Origin of the sequence: Paenibacillus anseongensis, from assembly GCF_009757995.1 — a bacterium.
Classification (GTDB): domain Bacteria; phylum Bacillota; class Bacilli; order Paenibacillales; family NBRC-103111; genus Paenibacillus_E; species Paenibacillus_E chondroitinus.
The window spans coordinates 888,751-904,795 of record NZ_WSEM01000016.1 but is presented as its reverse complement, the minus strand read 5'-3'; the positions used below and the strand labels follow the sequence as shown (position 1 = coordinate 904,795).

Annotated in this window: 18 protein-coding genes; 17 read left to right on the top strand and 1 reads right to left on the bottom strand. The window is 50.7% G+C overall.

Annotated features, from left to right (window positions below):
* Window positions 1-14 precede the first annotated feature (14 nt).
* From GON05_RS20485 to spoVM, 16 genes are all read left to right on the top strand, one after another.
* On the top strand, window positions 15-899 hold the full coding sequence (locus GON05_RS20485; protein WP_157321380.1) for a YicC/YloC family endoribonuclease: 885 nt from the start codon (window positions 15-17) through the stop codon (window positions 897-899).
* 34 nt (window positions 900-933) lie between these two features.
* Window positions 934-1,194: an extracellular matrix/biofilm regulator RemA gene (gene remA / locus GON05_RS20480; protein WP_009672664.1), complete on the top strand. Its 261-nt coding sequence runs from the start codon at window positions 934-936 to the stop codon at window positions 1,192-1,194.
* Entirely contained in the window at window positions 1,184-1,822 is a 639-nt protein-coding gene (gene gmk, locus GON05_RS20475) for a guanylate kinase (RefSeq protein ID WP_127452198.1), read from the top strand. The genes remA and gmk overlap by 11 nt, the downstream gene beginning before the upstream one ends.
* A gap of 1 nt (window position 1,823) precedes the next feature.
* Entirely contained in the window at window positions 1,824-2,057 is a 234-nt protein-coding gene (rpoZ, locus tag GON05_RS20470; RefSeq protein ID WP_157321378.1) for a DNA-directed RNA polymerase subunit omega, read from the top strand.
* 70 nt (window positions 2,058-2,127) lie between these two features.
* Window positions 2,128-3,348 carry a bifunctional phosphopantothenoylcysteine decarboxylase/phosphopantothenate--cysteine ligase CoaBC gene (gene coaBC / locus GON05_RS20465; RefSeq protein ID WP_157321376.1) on the top strand — a complete coding sequence of 407 codons (1,221 nt, stop codon included), beginning with the start codon at window positions 2,128-2,130 and terminating at the stop codon, window positions 3,346-3,348.
* Entirely contained in the window at window positions 3,348-5,861 is a 2,514-nt protein-coding gene (gene priA, locus GON05_RS20460) for a primosomal protein N' (protein WP_157321374.1), read from the top strand. Before coaBC ends, priA begins: the two co-directional genes overlap by 1 nt.
* Before the next feature lie 40 nt (window positions 5,862-5,901).
* Window positions 5,902-6,384 carry a peptide deformylase gene (gene def / locus GON05_RS20455; protein ID WP_127452205.1) on the top strand — a complete coding sequence of 161 codons (483 nt, stop codon included), beginning with the start codon at window positions 5,902-5,904 and terminating at the stop codon, window positions 6,382-6,384.
* Between the two features lie 11 nt (window positions 6,385-6,395).
* Window positions 6,396-7,349 carry a methionyl-tRNA formyltransferase gene (fmt, locus tag GON05_RS20450; protein ID WP_127452414.1) on the top strand — a complete coding sequence of 318 codons (954 nt, stop codon included), beginning with the start codon at window positions 6,396-6,398 and terminating at the stop codon, window positions 7,347-7,349.
* 90 nt (window positions 7,350-7,439) lie between these two features.
* On the top strand, window positions 7,440-8,831 hold the full coding sequence (gene rsmB, locus GON05_RS20445) for a 16S rRNA (cytosine(967)-C(5))-methyltransferase RsmB (RefSeq protein ID WP_246239271.1): 1,392 nt from the start codon (window positions 7,440-7,442) through the stop codon (window positions 8,829-8,831).
* 118 nt (window positions 8,832-8,949) lie between these two features.
* On the top strand, window positions 8,950-10,020 hold the full coding sequence (gene rlmN, locus GON05_RS20440; RefSeq protein ID WP_181646158.1) for a dual-specificity RNA methyltransferase RlmN: 1,071 nt from the start codon (window positions 8,950-8,952) through the stop codon (window positions 10,018-10,020).
* Between the two features lie 12 nt (window positions 10,021-10,032).
* Window positions 10,033-10,797: a Stp1/IreP family PP2C-type Ser/Thr phosphatase gene (locus tag GON05_RS20435; RefSeq protein ID WP_157321370.1), complete on the top strand. Its 765-nt coding sequence runs from the start codon at window positions 10,033-10,035 to the stop codon at window positions 10,795-10,797.
* The gene (pknB, locus tag GON05_RS20430; RefSeq protein WP_127452212.1) at window positions 10,794-12,908 is read left to right on the top strand and encodes a Stk1 family PASTA domain-containing Ser/Thr kinase; all 2,115 of its coding nucleotides are present in this window, start codon (window positions 10,794-10,796) and stop codon (window positions 12,906-12,908) included. The genes GON05_RS20435 and pknB overlap by 4 nt, the downstream gene beginning before the upstream one ends.
* A complete protein-coding gene (gene rsgA / locus GON05_RS20425) occupies window positions 12,908-13,837 on the top strand; it encodes a ribosome small subunit-dependent GTPase A (protein WP_157321367.1) in 930 nt (309 codons plus the stop codon). Before pknB ends, rsgA begins: the two co-directional genes overlap by 1 nt.
* 6 nt (window positions 13,838-13,843) lie before the next feature.
* On the top strand, window positions 13,844-14,494 hold the full coding sequence (rpe, locus tag GON05_RS20420) for a ribulose-phosphate 3-epimerase (protein WP_157321365.1): 651 nt from the start codon (window positions 13,844-13,846) through the stop codon (window positions 14,492-14,494).
* Between the two features lie 14 nt (window positions 14,495-14,508).
* Window positions 14,509-14,754 carry a hypothetical protein gene (locus GON05_RS20415; protein ID WP_157321363.1) on the top strand — a complete coding sequence of 82 codons (246 nt, stop codon included), beginning with the start codon at window positions 14,509-14,511 and terminating at the stop codon, window positions 14,752-14,754.
* 203 nt (window positions 14,755-14,957) lie between these two features.
* On the top strand, window positions 14,958-15,038 hold the full coding sequence (gene spoVM / locus GON05_RS20410) for a stage V sporulation protein SpoVM (RefSeq protein WP_014652194.1): 81 nt from the start codon (window positions 14,958-14,960) through the stop codon (window positions 15,036-15,038).
* Between the two features lie 97 nt (window positions 15,039-15,135).
* Here spoVM and rpmB read toward each other — a convergent pair whose 3' ends face one another.
* Window positions 15,136-15,324, bottom strand: a complete 189-nt coding sequence (gene rpmB, locus GON05_RS20405) for a 50S ribosomal protein L28 (RefSeq protein ID WP_127452218.1) — start codon at window positions 15,322-15,324, stop codon at window positions 15,136-15,138.
* A gap of 339 nt (window positions 15,325-15,663) precedes the next feature.
* On the opposite strand from rpmB, the gene GON05_RS20400 reads away from it, so the two are divergent.
* On the top strand, window positions 15,664-16,023 hold the full coding sequence (locus GON05_RS20400; protein ID WP_127452220.1) for an Asp23/Gls24 family envelope stress response protein: 360 nt from the start codon (window positions 15,664-15,666) through the stop codon (window positions 16,021-16,023).
* Window positions 16,024-16,045: the final 22 nt, after the last annotated feature.

Genomic DNA, 16,045 nt, shown 5'->3' with positions numbered 1-16,045 from the left:
TGGATGTGATGAGGATGATTTGCAGTATGACCGGATTCGGACAAGCGAATCGTTCTTTTGCGGGATACAACGTGTTTATCGATGTGAAATCGGTCAATCATAGGTATAGTGAAGTGTCGATTCGAATGCCTAAGGAATGGGCGGTCTTTGAAGACGCTTTGAAGAAGACGGTGCTGCAAGCTGTGAGGAGAGGGCGCGTTGACGTCTTCGTTACAGCGGAACGTGAAGCGGCTTCTACCAAGAGCGTGACGGTCGACTTTGCTTTGGCAGATGCTTATTTGCAGGCTGCTGAGGAGTTGAAGGGGCGCTATGGGTACGCCGAGCAGGTCGGTCTCAAAGATTTATTAAGACTGCCGGATCTCATTCAGATGAAAGAGCTTCGCAAGGAGCCTGACGAGGAGATCGAACAGGAATTGTGCGCCTGCTTGCAGGAGGCCGTTGCCAAATTATCCGATATGCGGATGCGAGAAGGAGCATTTCTGGAACAGGACATTCGTGAGCGCCTTGCTGAGCTCAAACGGATCCATACAGAGCTGGAAGCTTTAGCGCCTGGGGTCGTGCAAGATTATGCGGCTAAGCTCACCAATCGCATTCAGACTCTCCTGCAGGATCAGACACCTGTGGATGAGATGAGGCTCGCGACAGAAATTGCGATTTTCGCAGATCGTTCTAACGTGGATGAGGAATTGACTCGTCTGAAGAGTCATTTTGGGCAATGTGATCAATTGCTTTCAGAGAAAGAGCCTGTCGGACGAAAGCTGGACTTCTTGATTCAAGAAATGAATCGGGAAGTGAACACGATCGGATCCAAATCCAATCACTCGGAGCCTACGGCTAGAGTCATTGCGATGAAGGCAGAGCTTGAAAAGATGCGCGAGCAAATACAGAATATCGAGTGAAGCGGCATGGAGCTTCGCGAGGAGGAAGCCCTAAATGGCTATCAAATTAATCAACATCGGGTTCGGCAACATCGTATCGGCGAACCGCATTATCTCGATTGTGAGTCCGGAATCGGCTCCGATCAAGAGAATCATTCAAGAGGCGCGTGATCGTCACATGCTGATTGACGCTACATATGGTAGAAGAACCCGTGCCGTTATTATCACGGACAGCGATCATGTGATTTTGTCGGCAGTACAACCAGAGACGGTAGCGCATAGACTTTCCAACAAGGACGATGATCATGACGAGTAATACGAACACTCTTGAGCGTGAGAGAGGTATTCTGATTGTTTTATCCGGACCTTCCGGTGTCGGTAAAGGTACCGTATGCGCCGCGCTGCGCAAGTGCTCTCCGGATATCGTGTATTCCGTATCGGCTACGACCCGCTCACCCAGACAAGGGGAAGTCGACGGTGTCAACTATTTCTTCAAAACACGGGAACAATTCCAACAGATGATCGATTCGGATGAAGTGTTGGAATGGGCGGAATACGTAGGTAATTTCTACGGGACGCCGAGACGTTTTGTTGAAGAAACGCTGCGCTCCGGCAAAGATGTCATCCTAGAGATTGAAGTTCAGGGTGCTTTGCAGGTGAAACAAAAGTTTTCCGAAGGTGTGTTTATTTTCTTGCTGCCGCCTTCGCTGGATGAGCTTGAGAATCGCATTGTAACGCGTGGTACAGAAACGGACGAAGTCATCCGCAGCCGCATGTCGATAGCGATTGATGAAATTCGTTTAATGGAACACTACGACTATGCAATTGTGAATGATCATGTGGAAACAGCATGCTCCAAAATACAAGCGATTCTAACGGCTGAACATTGCAAAAAAGAACGCGTGTATCCCAAAATCGTACAATGGATAGATGAGGTGAAATAAAATGTTATATCCTTCAATTGATAAATTGCTAGATATCGTAGACAGCAAGTATTCCTTGGTTGTCGCTGCATCCAAAAGAGCGAGATCTCTTCGCGACGGCGCGAAATCAGACTTGAAAAACCACAAAGCTCATAAGCAAGTTGGTGTGGCGCTTGAAGAGCTTTACGGCCACTACATTGGCTACGAGAAAATCGAGCCGACAGAGAACGAGAAAGTGAAAGAAACCGAGAAATAAATCGCTTACCCAACAACCCTTTGTGGTTGTTATTTTTTTCCCAGAATAGCAGATAGAAGGGGGAATACTCATGAGTGTTTTGCAGGGTAAAACGATTGTACTTGGCGTGTGCGGAGGGATTGCTGCTTATAAAGCGGCAGCGCTCACGAGCAAGCTGACTCAGGCGGGAGCGGTGGTGCGCGTCATCATGACAGAATCCGCTGTTCAATTCGTGGCGCCGTTAACGTTTCAAGTGCTGTCTCGTCATCATGTATTCGTGGATACCTTTGATGAGAAGGATCCTTCTGTTGTTTCCCATATCAACTTGGCGGATAGCGCGGATCTCGTGCTTGTTGCACCAGCCACAGCGAATACGATTGGTAAAATAGCGCTAGGTCTTGGCGATGACATGCTAAGCACAACGCTGCTCGCAACAACCGCACCGGTCTGGATTGCACCTGCAATGAACGTGCACATGTATGCAAATCCAGCCGTGCAGATGAATATGCAGACTTTGCTTAGCCGTGGCGTTCGTTTCATTGAGCCGGGCGAAGGGCAGCTTGCCTGCGGATATGTCGGTAAAGGCCGGCTTGCGGAACCGGAGGAGATTTTTGCAGCGGTTGAGCGGTATTTTAAGGGAGAACCTCGGCGCCTTGAAGGGCAGCGGGTGCTCGTGACGGCTGGAGGTACGGTAGAACGCATTGACCCGGTTCGTTATATTACGAATGATTCTTCCGGTAAAATGGGCTATGCCATCGCGGAGGAAGCTGTACGTATGGGAGCGAAAGTGACTCTGGTCTCAGGTCCAAGCGCATTGCCTGTGCCTGCCGGTGTTGAATTGGTTCCTGTGCAGTCCGCGCTGGATATGAGAGAAGCGGTCTTGTCCCGTTTTGAGGAAAGCCATGTGGTGATCAAAGCTGCTGCGGTTGCGGATTACCGCTCTGCGGTTATAGCCGATCAAAAAATCAAGAAAAAATCGGATTCGATGACGCTGGAATTGATTAAAAATCCGGATATTTTACAGGAATTGGGCACGCTGAAAAAGCATCAGTTCGTCATTGGTTTTGCTGCGGAAACGGAGCGGCTCGATGAGCATGCGCTGGACAAGCTGAAGCGTAAAAATTGTGATCTGATCGTCGGGAACGATGTATCGCAGGAAGGGGCGGGCTTTAGCGGAGATACGAATGTGGTGCGCATTTTTGACCGCAACGGACTCGTAGAAGCGCTGCCTATTCAGAGTAAGAAAGATGTAGCGCGCAGGCTGCTCGAATTGACAGCGGACCGTTTATCCACCAAGGCGAGGGAGTCCTGATGTACGCCAAGGTCATTGTGGATGTTCCTGCGAAACAAACGAACCGTGCGTTCGATTATGAAGTCCCCTCGGCGCTAAAGAAGTGGGTCGAGGTGGGGAGCCGTGTGGGCGTACCTTTCGGGCCTCGGGTGCTGCAAGGTTTCGTTGTGGAATTGCACGAGGACACACAGCTTGATGTGAAACGGATTAAACCCATACAGAACGTCCTGGATCTGGTGCCTCCTCTGACCGATGAGCTTGTGAGGCTTGGCAGATGGATCAGCCACATGTATTTGTGTCACGAAGTCACAGCGCTGCAAGCCATGCTGCCCGCCGCACTCAAAGCGAAGTATGAGCGGGCGATTGAGGTTGGCGAGGAATCCGGTGAACAGTCGCTGCTAGACATGCCGGATTTGCAAGCGATTGTGGCTTTCGTCAAGTCCAAAGGATCCGTTCCAATGGATGCGTTAATGGAACGTTTTGCAGCCGACGGTGCCCTCATCAAGCAATTGCTTGGCGCGGGCATTTTGACGGAAGTGCAGGTCGTGAAAGACCGAATGAGCACGAAGAAGGCGCTGACGGTTTTCCCTCCTGCGGGAGGCAGCGGACTGGAGCAGGCGCTATCCGAGCTTCCGGCGAGAGCCAACAAGCAGCAGGAAGTGCTGCGTTATTTGATGGAGCATCCCCATGCCATTCGGCTGACGGAGCTGATGGAAACGGTGGAAGTAGGCGCTTCAACGGTTAAAAGCTTGGCCGATCGCGGATGGATCGAGCTGCGCGAAGTCGAAGTGATGCGCGACCCTTATGCGGGTCGTGCTTTTGTGAGGACGAAGCCGCTTCCGTTAACCGAGGAACAGAGCCGTGTGTTCGCAGAAATTCGGGATGCCGTCGCCGAGGAGCGACATGAGGTTTTTCTTTTGCATGGCGTTACAGGCAGCGGTAAAACGGAGGTTTACTTACAATCCATCCAGCAATGCTTGGATATGGGGAAAGAAGCGATCGTGCTGGTACCTGAGATTTCGCTGACCCCGCAAATGGTCGAACGATTCAAGGGCAGATTCGGCGATCAGGTTGCTGTTCTGCACAGCCGGTTGTCGAACGGGGAACGATACGATGAATGGCGCAAAATTACGCGCAAGCAAGTGAAAGTGGTGATCGGCGCACGTTCCGCGATCTTTGCTCCTTTTACGAAAATAGGACTTATTATTATTGATGAGGAACATGAGTCTTCTTATAAGCAGGAAGAGAGTCCCAAATATCATACTCGCGATGTGGCGGTTAAGCGTGCAAGCATGCAGGGATCCGTCGTTGTGCTCGGTTCAGCAACTCCTTCGCTGGAGAGCTTGGAGAAAACGAGGCGGCGCCGGGATCGGGCAGAACCTCCATACCGATTGCTGACGATGAAAGAGCGGGTGGCCAGCAGACCAATGCCGCCTGTGGCGATTATCGATATGCGGGAGGAATTGAAAAGCGGAAATCGCTCGATGTTCAGCACGGCGCTGTATAAAGCGATTGAAGATCGGTTACACAAGAAAGAACAGATTGTTTTGCTGCTGAACCGGCGAGGGTATGCGACTTTCGTCATGTGCCGTACCTGCGGGTACGTCTCGACATGTCCGCATTGCGATATTTCGCTTACGTACCATCAGAGCTCACGCATGCTGCGCTGCCACTATTGCGGCTATGCGGAGCGTGAGGTAACCGAGTGCCCTAGCTGTCAGTCCAAGCATATCCGCCATTTTGGCACAGGTACGCAGCGTGTCGAAGAGGAATTGGGCAAAATATTCCCAGGCATTCGCGTCATTCGAATGGATGTCGATACGACGACAGAGAAGGGTTCGCACGAAAAGTGGCTGACGATGTTTCGCGAGAAGCAGGCGGATGTGCTGCTGGGGACGCAGATGGTCGCCAAAGGGCTTGATTTTCCCGATGTGACCCTGGTGGGGGTTATTGCTGCGGATACCGTGCTGAATATTCCGGATTTCCGTTCGGCGGAGCGCACCTTTCAGCTTCTGACCCAGGTAGCCGGACGTGCGGGCCGCCATGAAAAGCAAGGGGAAGTGTTCGTCCAGACTTACACGCCTGAGCATTATAGCGTGCAATACGCAAGCCACCATGACTTTATCGCTTTTGCCAACCATGAGTTGGATGTTCGCGCGAATTTAGGCTATCCGCCTTATCAGCGCTTGATTTTGGTTACTTTTTCACATGAGCAGGTGCCGCTTTTGGTGCGCTTTGCGGAAGCTTTTGTTACGAGGCTTAAAGAGATCGCGCGTGAGTATCAGGCGAAACAAATGGACCTGTTTTCAGACGCGGTGTCCCATGACCAATCCTTCCAAATGGACGTGCTGGGCCCAGTCGCATCGCCTATTTCCCGAATCAAAGATAGATATCGATTCCAATGCGTGGTAAAATATCGTGGGGAAGATCAGGCGGCGGAGATTGTCGGCCGGACGGTGGCCTGGTTTGAAGAGCGCTCATCGAAGGAAAAGCTGCTGATCAGTGTGGATGTTGACCCGCAATATTTGATGTAAGAAATCCCAAATAGAGAAGACTCAAAGGTAGGTGCACGTTATGGCTATTCGTATTATTGTCAAAGATCCAGATCCTGTGCTGCGGGAAAAGGCGATCACAGTTACCAAATTCAATTCCAATCTGCATAAATTGCTCGACGATATGGCAGACACCATGTATGAGGCAGAGGGTGTAGGCCTGGCTGCTCCGCAAATCGGTATTCTCAAACGCGTGATTGTGATGGACTGCGGCGAAGAGCATGGCGGACTGATCGAAATGGTCAATCCGGAAATCGTGTCTTCCAGCGGTGAACAGCATGGACCGGAAGGCTGCTTAAGTATTCCTGGCCTTCGTGGTGATGTCACACGCGCTATGAATGTCACGGCCAAAGGCCAAGATCGCAACGGAAATCCAATCGAAGTAACAGGTACTGAGCTGCTGGCTCGCTGCATTTTCCATGAAATTGATCACTTGAACGGGATTCTGTTTACGGACCTGGCAACCAAAACATACACTAGCGATGAAGAGGAAGATTCTGAGTGAATATCATTTTCATGGGGACACCGGATTTTGCAGTACCTTCCCTGCAGGCTCTTCTGGAGGAAGGCTATAACGTGACGACGGTTGTCACGCAGCCGGATCGGCCGAAAGGACGCAAGCGCGTCCTGACGCCGCCGCCGGTGAAGGTCGAAGCGGAGAAACACGGCATTCCGGTGCTGCAGCCCGAGAAGCTGCGCCAAGCGGATTCCGTGGAGGTTTTGCGCCAGCTGAAGCCTGATCTGATTGTGACCGCTGCCTATGGCCAGATTCTACCTAAGGCTGTTCTTGATCTGCCGAAGCACGGCTGCATTAACATTCATGCGTCCTTGCTGCCCAAGTATCGCGGCGGAGCGCCGATCCACCATGCTGTGCTGCGCGGCGAAGCAACGACAGGCGTCACCATCATGTATATGGCCGTTGGGCTGGATACGGGCGACATGATCTCCCGTGTAGAGCTTCCAATTGAGGATACCGATACGACGGGGACTTTGTTTGAAAAGCTAAGCATTGCCGGCAGCGAGCTGTTGAAACGCACCTTGCCGGATTTATTGGCAGGACGTATTCAGGCTGTCCCGCAGAATGAGGCTGATGCGATTTACTCCCCGAATATCCGCAGGGAGGACGAGCTGATTGACTGGTCTCGTTCGGCTGTGGAGATTTGGAATCAAGTGCGCGGCCTGAATCCTTTTCCTGGTGCTTACACCCTGTGGAACGGGGAAGTCATGAAGGTTTGGGAAAGCGCGAATCCGAAGGAAACAACAAGCCGCAGCTTCGCGGAAGCTCCTGCTCCCGGAACGGTTCTAGGCAGCAGCGAGCACGGTATTGAAGTGATGACCGGCGAAGGTACGCTATGGCTGACCCATATTCAACCTGCTGGCAAAAAAGCAATGCCCGTCTCCGAATTTATTCGCGGCGTACAAATCGCAGCAGGGACGACATTCGGCAGTGTGGGCGAAGATCAGCCATAACTTAACAAAAATGAGGTATTCGATTTGTCAACGCAAAAACCTAACCGTCCGCAACATGGATCTAACCAAACACAAGGGGCTCGGAAGCCCTTGTCATCTAAATCATCCGGAGGCGCTGCGAAGAGCAGCGCTGTTAAGCATTCTGCCCGCGAAGCGGCGCTGGATGTATTGATTCGCGTTGAAGAGAATCAATCGTACAGCAATCTTCTGCTCAATCAGGTTCTGCAGAAGCACGCGCTGGAACGGGCTGATGCGGGGCTGGCGACAGAACTTGTGTATGGGACCATCGGACGTAAAAATACGATTGATTTCTTTTTGGAGCGTTTCGTGAGCAAAGGGCTCGCGAAGCTGGAGCCATGGGTCAGATGCTTGCTGCGGCTGAGCTTCTACCAGCTGCATTATTTGGACCGCATCCCCGACCATGCGGTCGTTAGCGAAGCGGTCAATATCGCGAAGCGCCGAGGCCACCAAGGCATCTCGGGCATGGTTAACGGCGTGCTGCGCGCAATCATCCGCAGCAAAGCGGAGCTGGTGCTTCCGGCGGCGCTCGGCGACGTGAAGCGCATCGCGCTGGGCCACTCCCATCCGGAGTGGCTCGTGCGCCGCTGGATCCGTCAGCTGGGCCCTGAGCTGACGGAACAGATCTGTGCGGCGAACAATGAGCCGCCGCACGTGAGCATTCGCGCGAACGCGAGGCGCCGCAGCCGTCTGGAGCTGCTGGAGCAGCTCCAGGGCAGCGGCCTCAGCGCGGAAGCGTCAGAGCTGGCCCCGGCCGGCATTCTTGTGCAGGGGGCCGGGAACATGGCTTTGTCCCCCGGATTCCTGCAGGGGGACTTCTCGATTCAAGACGAGAGCTCAATGCTCGTCGCTGAAGCTCTTGAGCCGCGTCCAGGCATGACGGTGCTGGACTGCTGCGCCGCCCCTGGCGGCAAGACCGCTCACATCGCCGAGAAGATGGATGATAGCGGCAAGATTTGGGCTTGTGATCTGCATGAGCACAAGCAGAAGCTGATCGCAGATCAGGCGGAGCGTCTGGGATTGACGTCGATTCAGACGCTGGTGATGGATGCTGCGAAGCTGGACGAGCATTTTGCGGCGGAGTCGTTTGACCGCATTCTGCTTGATGCGCCGTGCTCCGGCTTAGGTGTTATTCGCCGCAAGCCCGATTTGAAGTGGGCGAAGCAGGAAGCCGAGATCGATGCGATCAGCGAGCTGCAATACGCGATCTTAAGCCGGGTACACCGGCTGCTCAAGCCTGGCGGCGTGCTGGTATACAGCACGTGTACAATTGAGCATGCAGAGAACGCCGGCATGGTGGAGCGTTTCCTTGCGGAGCATCGCGATTTCGAGCTCGCTCCGCTGCCGGCGGAAGCTTTTGCGAGCGTGGACCCTGCGGCTGCTGCCGCCGGGATGGTGCAAATTTTGCCGCAGCAGTTCCATTCAGACGGATTTTTCATTGCGCGGCTGTGCAAACGTGCTTAGTGCACAGAGGGGGATGTGTGTTCGGCCCCGCTTTGTGATAAAATAGACAGGATTAGCAATAAGGCTGGAACAAAGCTAGAACAAAGCTGGAATAAATAACAACAGGTTGTGATAAATTGTGTCTAATAAACCGTATTTGAAAGAAAAACCATTTGTATATGATTTAAATTGGGATGAGTGGCAGAGCTGGGTGAAAGAAAACGGCGAGTCCTCATTTCGAGCTGGGCAAATTTTCGACTGGCTGTATATCAAGCGTGTGTTCAGCTTTGACGAAATGTCCAACTTGCCGAAGACGCTGCGCGACAAACTGAAGGATCAGTTTGAATTCGTTACGCTGTCCGAGATCGCTAAGTACCAGTCTCAGGACGGCACTGTTAAGTTCTTATTTGAACTTGAAGATAAGAACGCGATTGAGACGGTCGTCATGAAGCATAACTACGGCAACAGCATTTGCGTCACTACGCAAGTAGGCTGCCGCGTTGGCTGTACATTTTGCGCATCTACGCTGGGAGGTCTTAAGCGGGATTTGAGACCAGGGGAAATTGTGGCTCAGGTCGTGAAAGCTCAGAAGCTGCTGGATGAGACGGGAGAGCGCATTTCTTCCATCGTGATCATGGGAATCGGCGAGCCGTTTGAGAATTATGAATCGACGATGAATTTCTTGCGCGTGATGATTCATCCAAAAGGTTTGAACATTGGACAACGTCACATCACGGTTTCGACAAGCGGGATTGTGCCGAACATTTACAAGTTCGCAGATGAGAATCTACAAGTCAACTTGGCGATTTCTATCCATGCTCCGAATGATACGCTTCGCTCGAAACTGATGCCGGTCAATCGCAGATTTCCTTTCGTTGATCTGATCGAAGCTTGTAAGTATTATATTGCCAAAACCGGCAGACGCATTACGTTCGAATATGCCCTCATGGGGGAAGTGAACGATCAGGCGGAACATGCAGAAGAACTGGCGAAGGTATTGAAAGACATGCCGCTTAGCCACGTGAACCTGATTCCTGTGAATTTCGTGGCCGAACGGGATTTCAAACGTACGCCTAGGGACGATATTTTCACCTTCCAACGTATTCTTGAAAAGGCCAAAATTAATGCCACCATACGCCGTGAACAAGGCAGTGACATCGCTGCTGCATGCGGACAACTGCGCGCGAAGCATATGGAGAGCAAGTCATGAGGTGAGATCAGGATGAAGATGGTAAGCCGTACCGATATCGGTAAAGTCCGTTTAGTGAATGAGGACCGCGCCGCCATACAGCATGAGCTGAATGGCCTTTCTTTGGCTATTGTCGCTGATGGTATGGGGGGACACCAGGCTGGCGATATTGCCAGCCAAATGGCAATTGATATGATCAGTAATGAACTGCAAACCATTCATTGGGGAATGCCCGTTGAAGCTTGTAAGCAAGTGCTGAAGGAAGCGATCGAGAAGGCGAATGAGAAAATTTATGAGTTTGCCTCCGGACAAGAAAGCTATCATGGGATGGGGACGACCGTTGTCGCCGTGATCGCTTCGCAAGAGCTGCTGATCATCGGTCACATTGGTGACAGCCGTGCTTACAAAATTGCCGGGGAGTCGATCACTCAGCTGACGGAAGATCATTCCCTGGTGTATGAGCTTGTGAAGAACGGGCAGATCACCCTTGAAGAAGCCGATCACCATCCTCGCCGTAATTGGATTACGCGAGCGTTAGGCACAGAGCCTGGCGTAGAGGTGGATCTATACGAGTATTCGTGGCGGCCTGGGGATACCATTCTGATCTGCACCGACGGTTTAAGCGGATTAGTGGATTCCGGCGATATTCTGCGAATCATCAAGTCGCAAGCTGAGCTGGATGCTGCTGCGAAACAATTGATTCAAAGCGCGTTGGATGAAGGTGGAGACGATAACGTAACGGTTGTTTTACTTGCGCACGATGCTGATTCGGACGAAAAAAGGGGTGATGGGAATTGATCGGTAGAAAGCTTGGGGGCCGCTATGAAATTCTAGACCGTATTGGCGGAGGCGGCATGGCTTTAGTTTATAAAGGGCATGATCTTTTATTAAATCGTAAAGTGGCTGTAAAAGTACTGCGACAGCAGTATGTTCATGACGAAGAGTTCATTCGTCGTTTCCGCAGAGAAGCTCAAGCAGCCGCTTCCCTTTCTCATCCTAATGTCGTCAGTATTTATGACGTGGGACAAGAAGAAGATGTGCATTACATTGTTATGGAATACATAGAAGGCACTACTTTGAATGATTTAATTAAAGAGAGAGCACCGCTGCAGGTGGAAGACGCAGTTCATTACGCCAGCCAAATTGCAGATGCGCTCGATCACGCTCATCATAATGAAATTATTCACCGCGATATTAAGCCGCACAATATTTTGATCGGTAAAAACGGCCGAGTCAAAGTGACGGATTTCGGTATTGCACGGGCCGCTACGTCTTCCACGATTACGCAAACGGGAGCTGTTGTCGGTTCTGTGCATTATTTCTCGCCGGAGCACGCGAAAGGTACGAATACCGGCGAAAAATCCGATTTATACTCCCTCGGTATCGTGATGTATCAAATGCTGACGGGCCGCCTTCCTTTTCTTGGCGAAAGTCCGATTTCCGTAGCTTTGAAGCATTTGCAGGAAGATGTGGAAGATCCTCGTAAAGTTAATCCTCTCATTCCTCAGAGTGTGGAAAACATCATTCTGAAAGCCATGCGTAAAAAGCCCGATGAACGCTACCAGTCTGCGAAGCTGATGATGGCGGATCTTGATACGTGTCTAAACCCGGATCGCCGGAATGAGGCGAAAGTGGCTTTTTGGGATGCCGACGGCATGGACGAGGAGCGTACCTTGGTTATGCCGGCCATTCGTGCGGATCAGCTTGCGAGCTTCGATGACGACGACGAACCGGAGAAGCCTGCTTGGCGCGAGGAAGCTGCTCCCAAGAAAGGGAAGGGTTGGATTAAGCCGCTTGTATGGATCGTCATTTTGCTGATGATTCTTGGTGCAATGTGGTATGCAGTCGGATATGTGAAAGGGATGTTCACCGTTGAAACGGTCGAGGTGCCGGACGTGGTGAACAAGACGTTAACGCAGGCGGAAGCGGAACTGACCAGCGCCAAACTCGGTTTTACGGTAGAGTATGATCAAGAGAGCAAAGCGCCTAAAGATACGGTCATCCGTCAAAATCCTAGCGGCATGCGAATGAACGTAGGCACCAAGGTGACGCTGTACGTTAGTAAAGGCGCTCCTAAGATCAAGATGGAAAGCTACATCGGACAGCAGCTCAAAGACGCCAAGTTGAAGCTGGAAGCGCTCGGGATTGACGATAGTCAGATTACGTTCACGCAAACGACGACCGATGATCCGCCGGACACGATCCTGAAGCAAACGCCGTTGGTCGGGGAAGAATTTGAACTGGATAAAGCAGCGATTACCTTTGTCGTAAGCAAAGCGAAGGAAACCTTCAAAATGCCGGATCTCGTCGGCATGACGGAGGCTGAAGCGAAGGCGCAAATCACCAAGCTGAATCTTAAGCTTCCTGCGAACGGCATTACGCGAGAGAAAAGCTACAAGGTGGCCAAAGGGAAAGTCATTAAGCAGTTCCCGTATGATAAAGACACGGATGTTTCTGTCGGCTTTGAAATCTCGCTGATCATCAGCGACGGGTTGCCGGAGGATGCCGGACAAGTGACGGTCAGTGTCCCTGTGAAACCGACGACAGAGGGCAAGGATTCCGAGTTTAAAATCATCGTTAGCGATGCGCAGTACGAGAACTTCGAATACAAGACGGAAAAAGTGTCGAAGCCTCAAAACCTGGATGTCAAAGTCATTGTTTCTCCGGATAAGAAAGCTGTCATCTTGATTAAAGAAGGAGACAACTTGGTTAACTCCATTACGCGCACCTATCAAGATTATTTAGATCAAAAGAATGGGAAGACCGTCTCGCCGAGCCCTAGCGTCTCGCCTTCGTCATCGCCTAAACAGCAAAACAATGGGCCGGCTATTCCGGTAGGCGGCAATGGCAATGGGCAAGGCCAATCAGGCGGGGCTGCCTCTAAACCACCAACTGGAGGCACAAATTAATGCCGCAAGGAATGATTGTTAAAGCTTTGAGCGGTTATTACTACGTTCTGCCCGAAGGGGCGGAGCTCCAGGATGCCAATATGGTTACATGTCGCGGCAGAGGCGTATTTAAGAACAGGAAAATAACGCCGCTAGTCGGGGATCGGGTCGTCTTTGAGGAGACGGAGAATGGGGAAGGAACAGTTACTGAAATTTTGCCCCGCTCTTCGGAACTGATCCGTCCTCCGATTGCCAATGTGAACGTGGTCGTGCTTGTTTTCTCTGTTACAGAGCCTGTTCTGAATTTACAGCTGCTGGATAAATTTCTTGTTCATATTGAACATACGGGCATCGAAGTTGTCCTTTGCTTCACCAAGAGTGACTTATTGTCAGCGGATCCTGATACTGCCGCACCGAAAGAAATGACGGTTGCGGAGCTGGAGCGGATTACGAAGCTGTATGAGGGCATCGGCTATCCTGTGCTGAAGACGAGTTCTCGCCTGAAAGTGGGCGTTGAATCGATTCTACAGCATCTGGAAGGCGCGGTCAGCGTATTCGCAGGACAGTCCGGTGTAGGCAAGTCGTCATTGCTCAATGCAATGATTAGCGGCCGCAACTTGGAGACCAATGAAATCTCTCAACGTTTGGGCAGAGGGAAGCATACGACCCGCCATGTTGAGCTGCTTCCATTGAACAATGGCGGGCTTGTCGCAGATACGCCGGGATTCAGCCAGCTGGATTTCATGGAAGTCGAAGCGGAAGGGCTTAGCAGTTGTTTTAAAGAGTTCGCAGAGGTAGCGGAGGGCTGCCGGTTTAGAGGCTGTTTGCATCTGCATGAGCCGGATTGCAAGGTTCGTGATGCGGTGGCCGAAGGAACGATTGCCGCTTCGCGTTATGATCATTACTTGTTATTTTTAGGGGAAATCAAGGATCGGAAGAGGAGGTATTAGGAACGAATGGTACACGTAGCACCTTCAATTTTATCAGCAAACTTCGCTAAACTTGGTGAAGAGATTAAAGACGCCGAGCTTGGCGGAGCAGATTGGATCCATGTGGATGTCATGGATGGCCATTTCGTGCCCAATATTACGATTGGACCACTTGTTGTTGACGCTATACGTCCAGTGACGAAACTGCCGCTGGATGTGCATTTGATGATCGAGGATCCTGACCGCTATATTCCTGACTTTGTTAAAGCGGGCGCAGACCTCATATCCGTGCACGTAGAGGCTTGTACGCACTTGCACCGCACGCTTCATCTGATCAAGCAAAGCGGTGTCAAGGCAGGGGTTGTCCTTAACCCTGCAACCCCGATTTCGCTTATTGAACACGTGCTTGATGAGAATCTGGATCTTGTGCTTATTATGACCGTCAATCCTGGCTTTGGCGGACAAGCGTTCATTCCGGGTATGCTTGGCAAAATCCGCGCATTGCGCGATCAAGCGAACGCCAAGGGCTTGAGCGGTCTTCACATTGAGGTGGACGGCGGTATTAACGAAGTCACGGCTCGCCAGGTGGTCGAAGCGGGAGCCGATGTGCTCGTCGCAGGCAATGCTGTATTTGGCCAGTCCGACCGCGCCGATGCAATTAGACGAATTCGGGGGTAGAGGGGAGCGGGACGATGAGATTTCTCTGGCTGTTTCTGTACAGTCTGGTATGCGCCGTGCTACTTGCGTGTTTTTCTAACATACACGATTTCACGAAGTATATTTTTTCACTCGGTGCCTTGTATCTGGGGATGCGTTTCTTCCGTCGGTTTGAGGGACTTGGATTTCGCATTTGGTTTATCGTGATTGCCGTGATCTTCTATTTCATCTTCAGCTTAATTTATGCACTATACACGCAGATGGGTATAACTGCACCCTAGCTGCATACATATAGTTACAAGAGCGATGCGCTCTTGTAGCTTTTTTTGCTTTCTGGAAGCGAATAGATCGGAGAAAGTAAAATAGAAGGTACTTTTTCACGACCGGGGCATATACTGTTGTAATGATGTTAGTGCTCACGAAGTCGAAGTCAGTCTTCGGGCATGCGTCCGTTTACTGGCTAAACTCTAAGGAGGGGTAGAGAATGAAGTTCTACACAATCAAGCTACCAAAATTTTTGGGTGGATTCGTGAAAGCTGTACTTAATACGTTTAGCAAAAACTAAGTTGGCTAACACATAGGAAGTCCATATCCCCAGAAATGCAAAAAAAGCACCGGAAGGTGCTTTTTGTCTTTTTACATAAAGTATAAGTATCCGAAAATTAAACGCGAGCCACTTTACCGGACTTCAACGCACGAGCACTTACGTAAACCCGTTTTGGTTTGCCATCAACGAGGATGCGAACCTTTTGAACGTTAACTCCCCAAGTACGCTTATTTTTATTGTTAGCGTGGGACACGTGGTTTCCTGATTTAGGACTTTTACCTGTAACGAAACATTTGCGGGACATGTTTGACACCTCCTTCGGCAGTATACAAAGCAGCCTGGGTGGCAAGCCTAAGCTTGACATGACAGCTTTCCTCAAATTTAGACTTTGCTTCTTGCGATTCTTGTAATAACCAGCAAAAACACACTTAAATATAATAGCATAGCAAAAGGAGCAGAGTCAACGAATTACCTTCTTTTTTGCCGTTTATTTATGAAGTATGTTATAGTACAATGAAGATTAGCCCACCTTTCCGAATACATAGTCATGACGTTTTTGGCGTCAACTTTGCTAAAGCAAAGCTGGAATGGGAATACTTACATAATTAGTTGCTAATGTGAAACATGAAGGAGTTGTTAGATAATGCCAATTGAACTCACAACCGAGTTTGGAAAAGTGTATATTACCAATGAAGTGATTTCAACTCTGGCGGGATCCGCTGCGTTAGATTGTTATGGACTTGTTGGCATGGCCACCAGAAAGCAATTAAAAGACGGAATAGCAGAACTGCTAGGACGGGACAATTTAAGCCGCGGTGTCGAAGTTCGTCGGGAGAACGGGCGACTCGAGATTGATCTTTATATTATTGTCAGCTATGGAACCAAAATATCCGTCGTTGCCGGGAATGTCCAAACGAAAGTCAAATATATTTTGAACGATGTTGTAGGGCTTCATGTGGACGATGTGAACATTTTTGTTCAAGGCGTTCGTGTAGCCAAATAAAAGCCCGATAACCAGGAAGGGG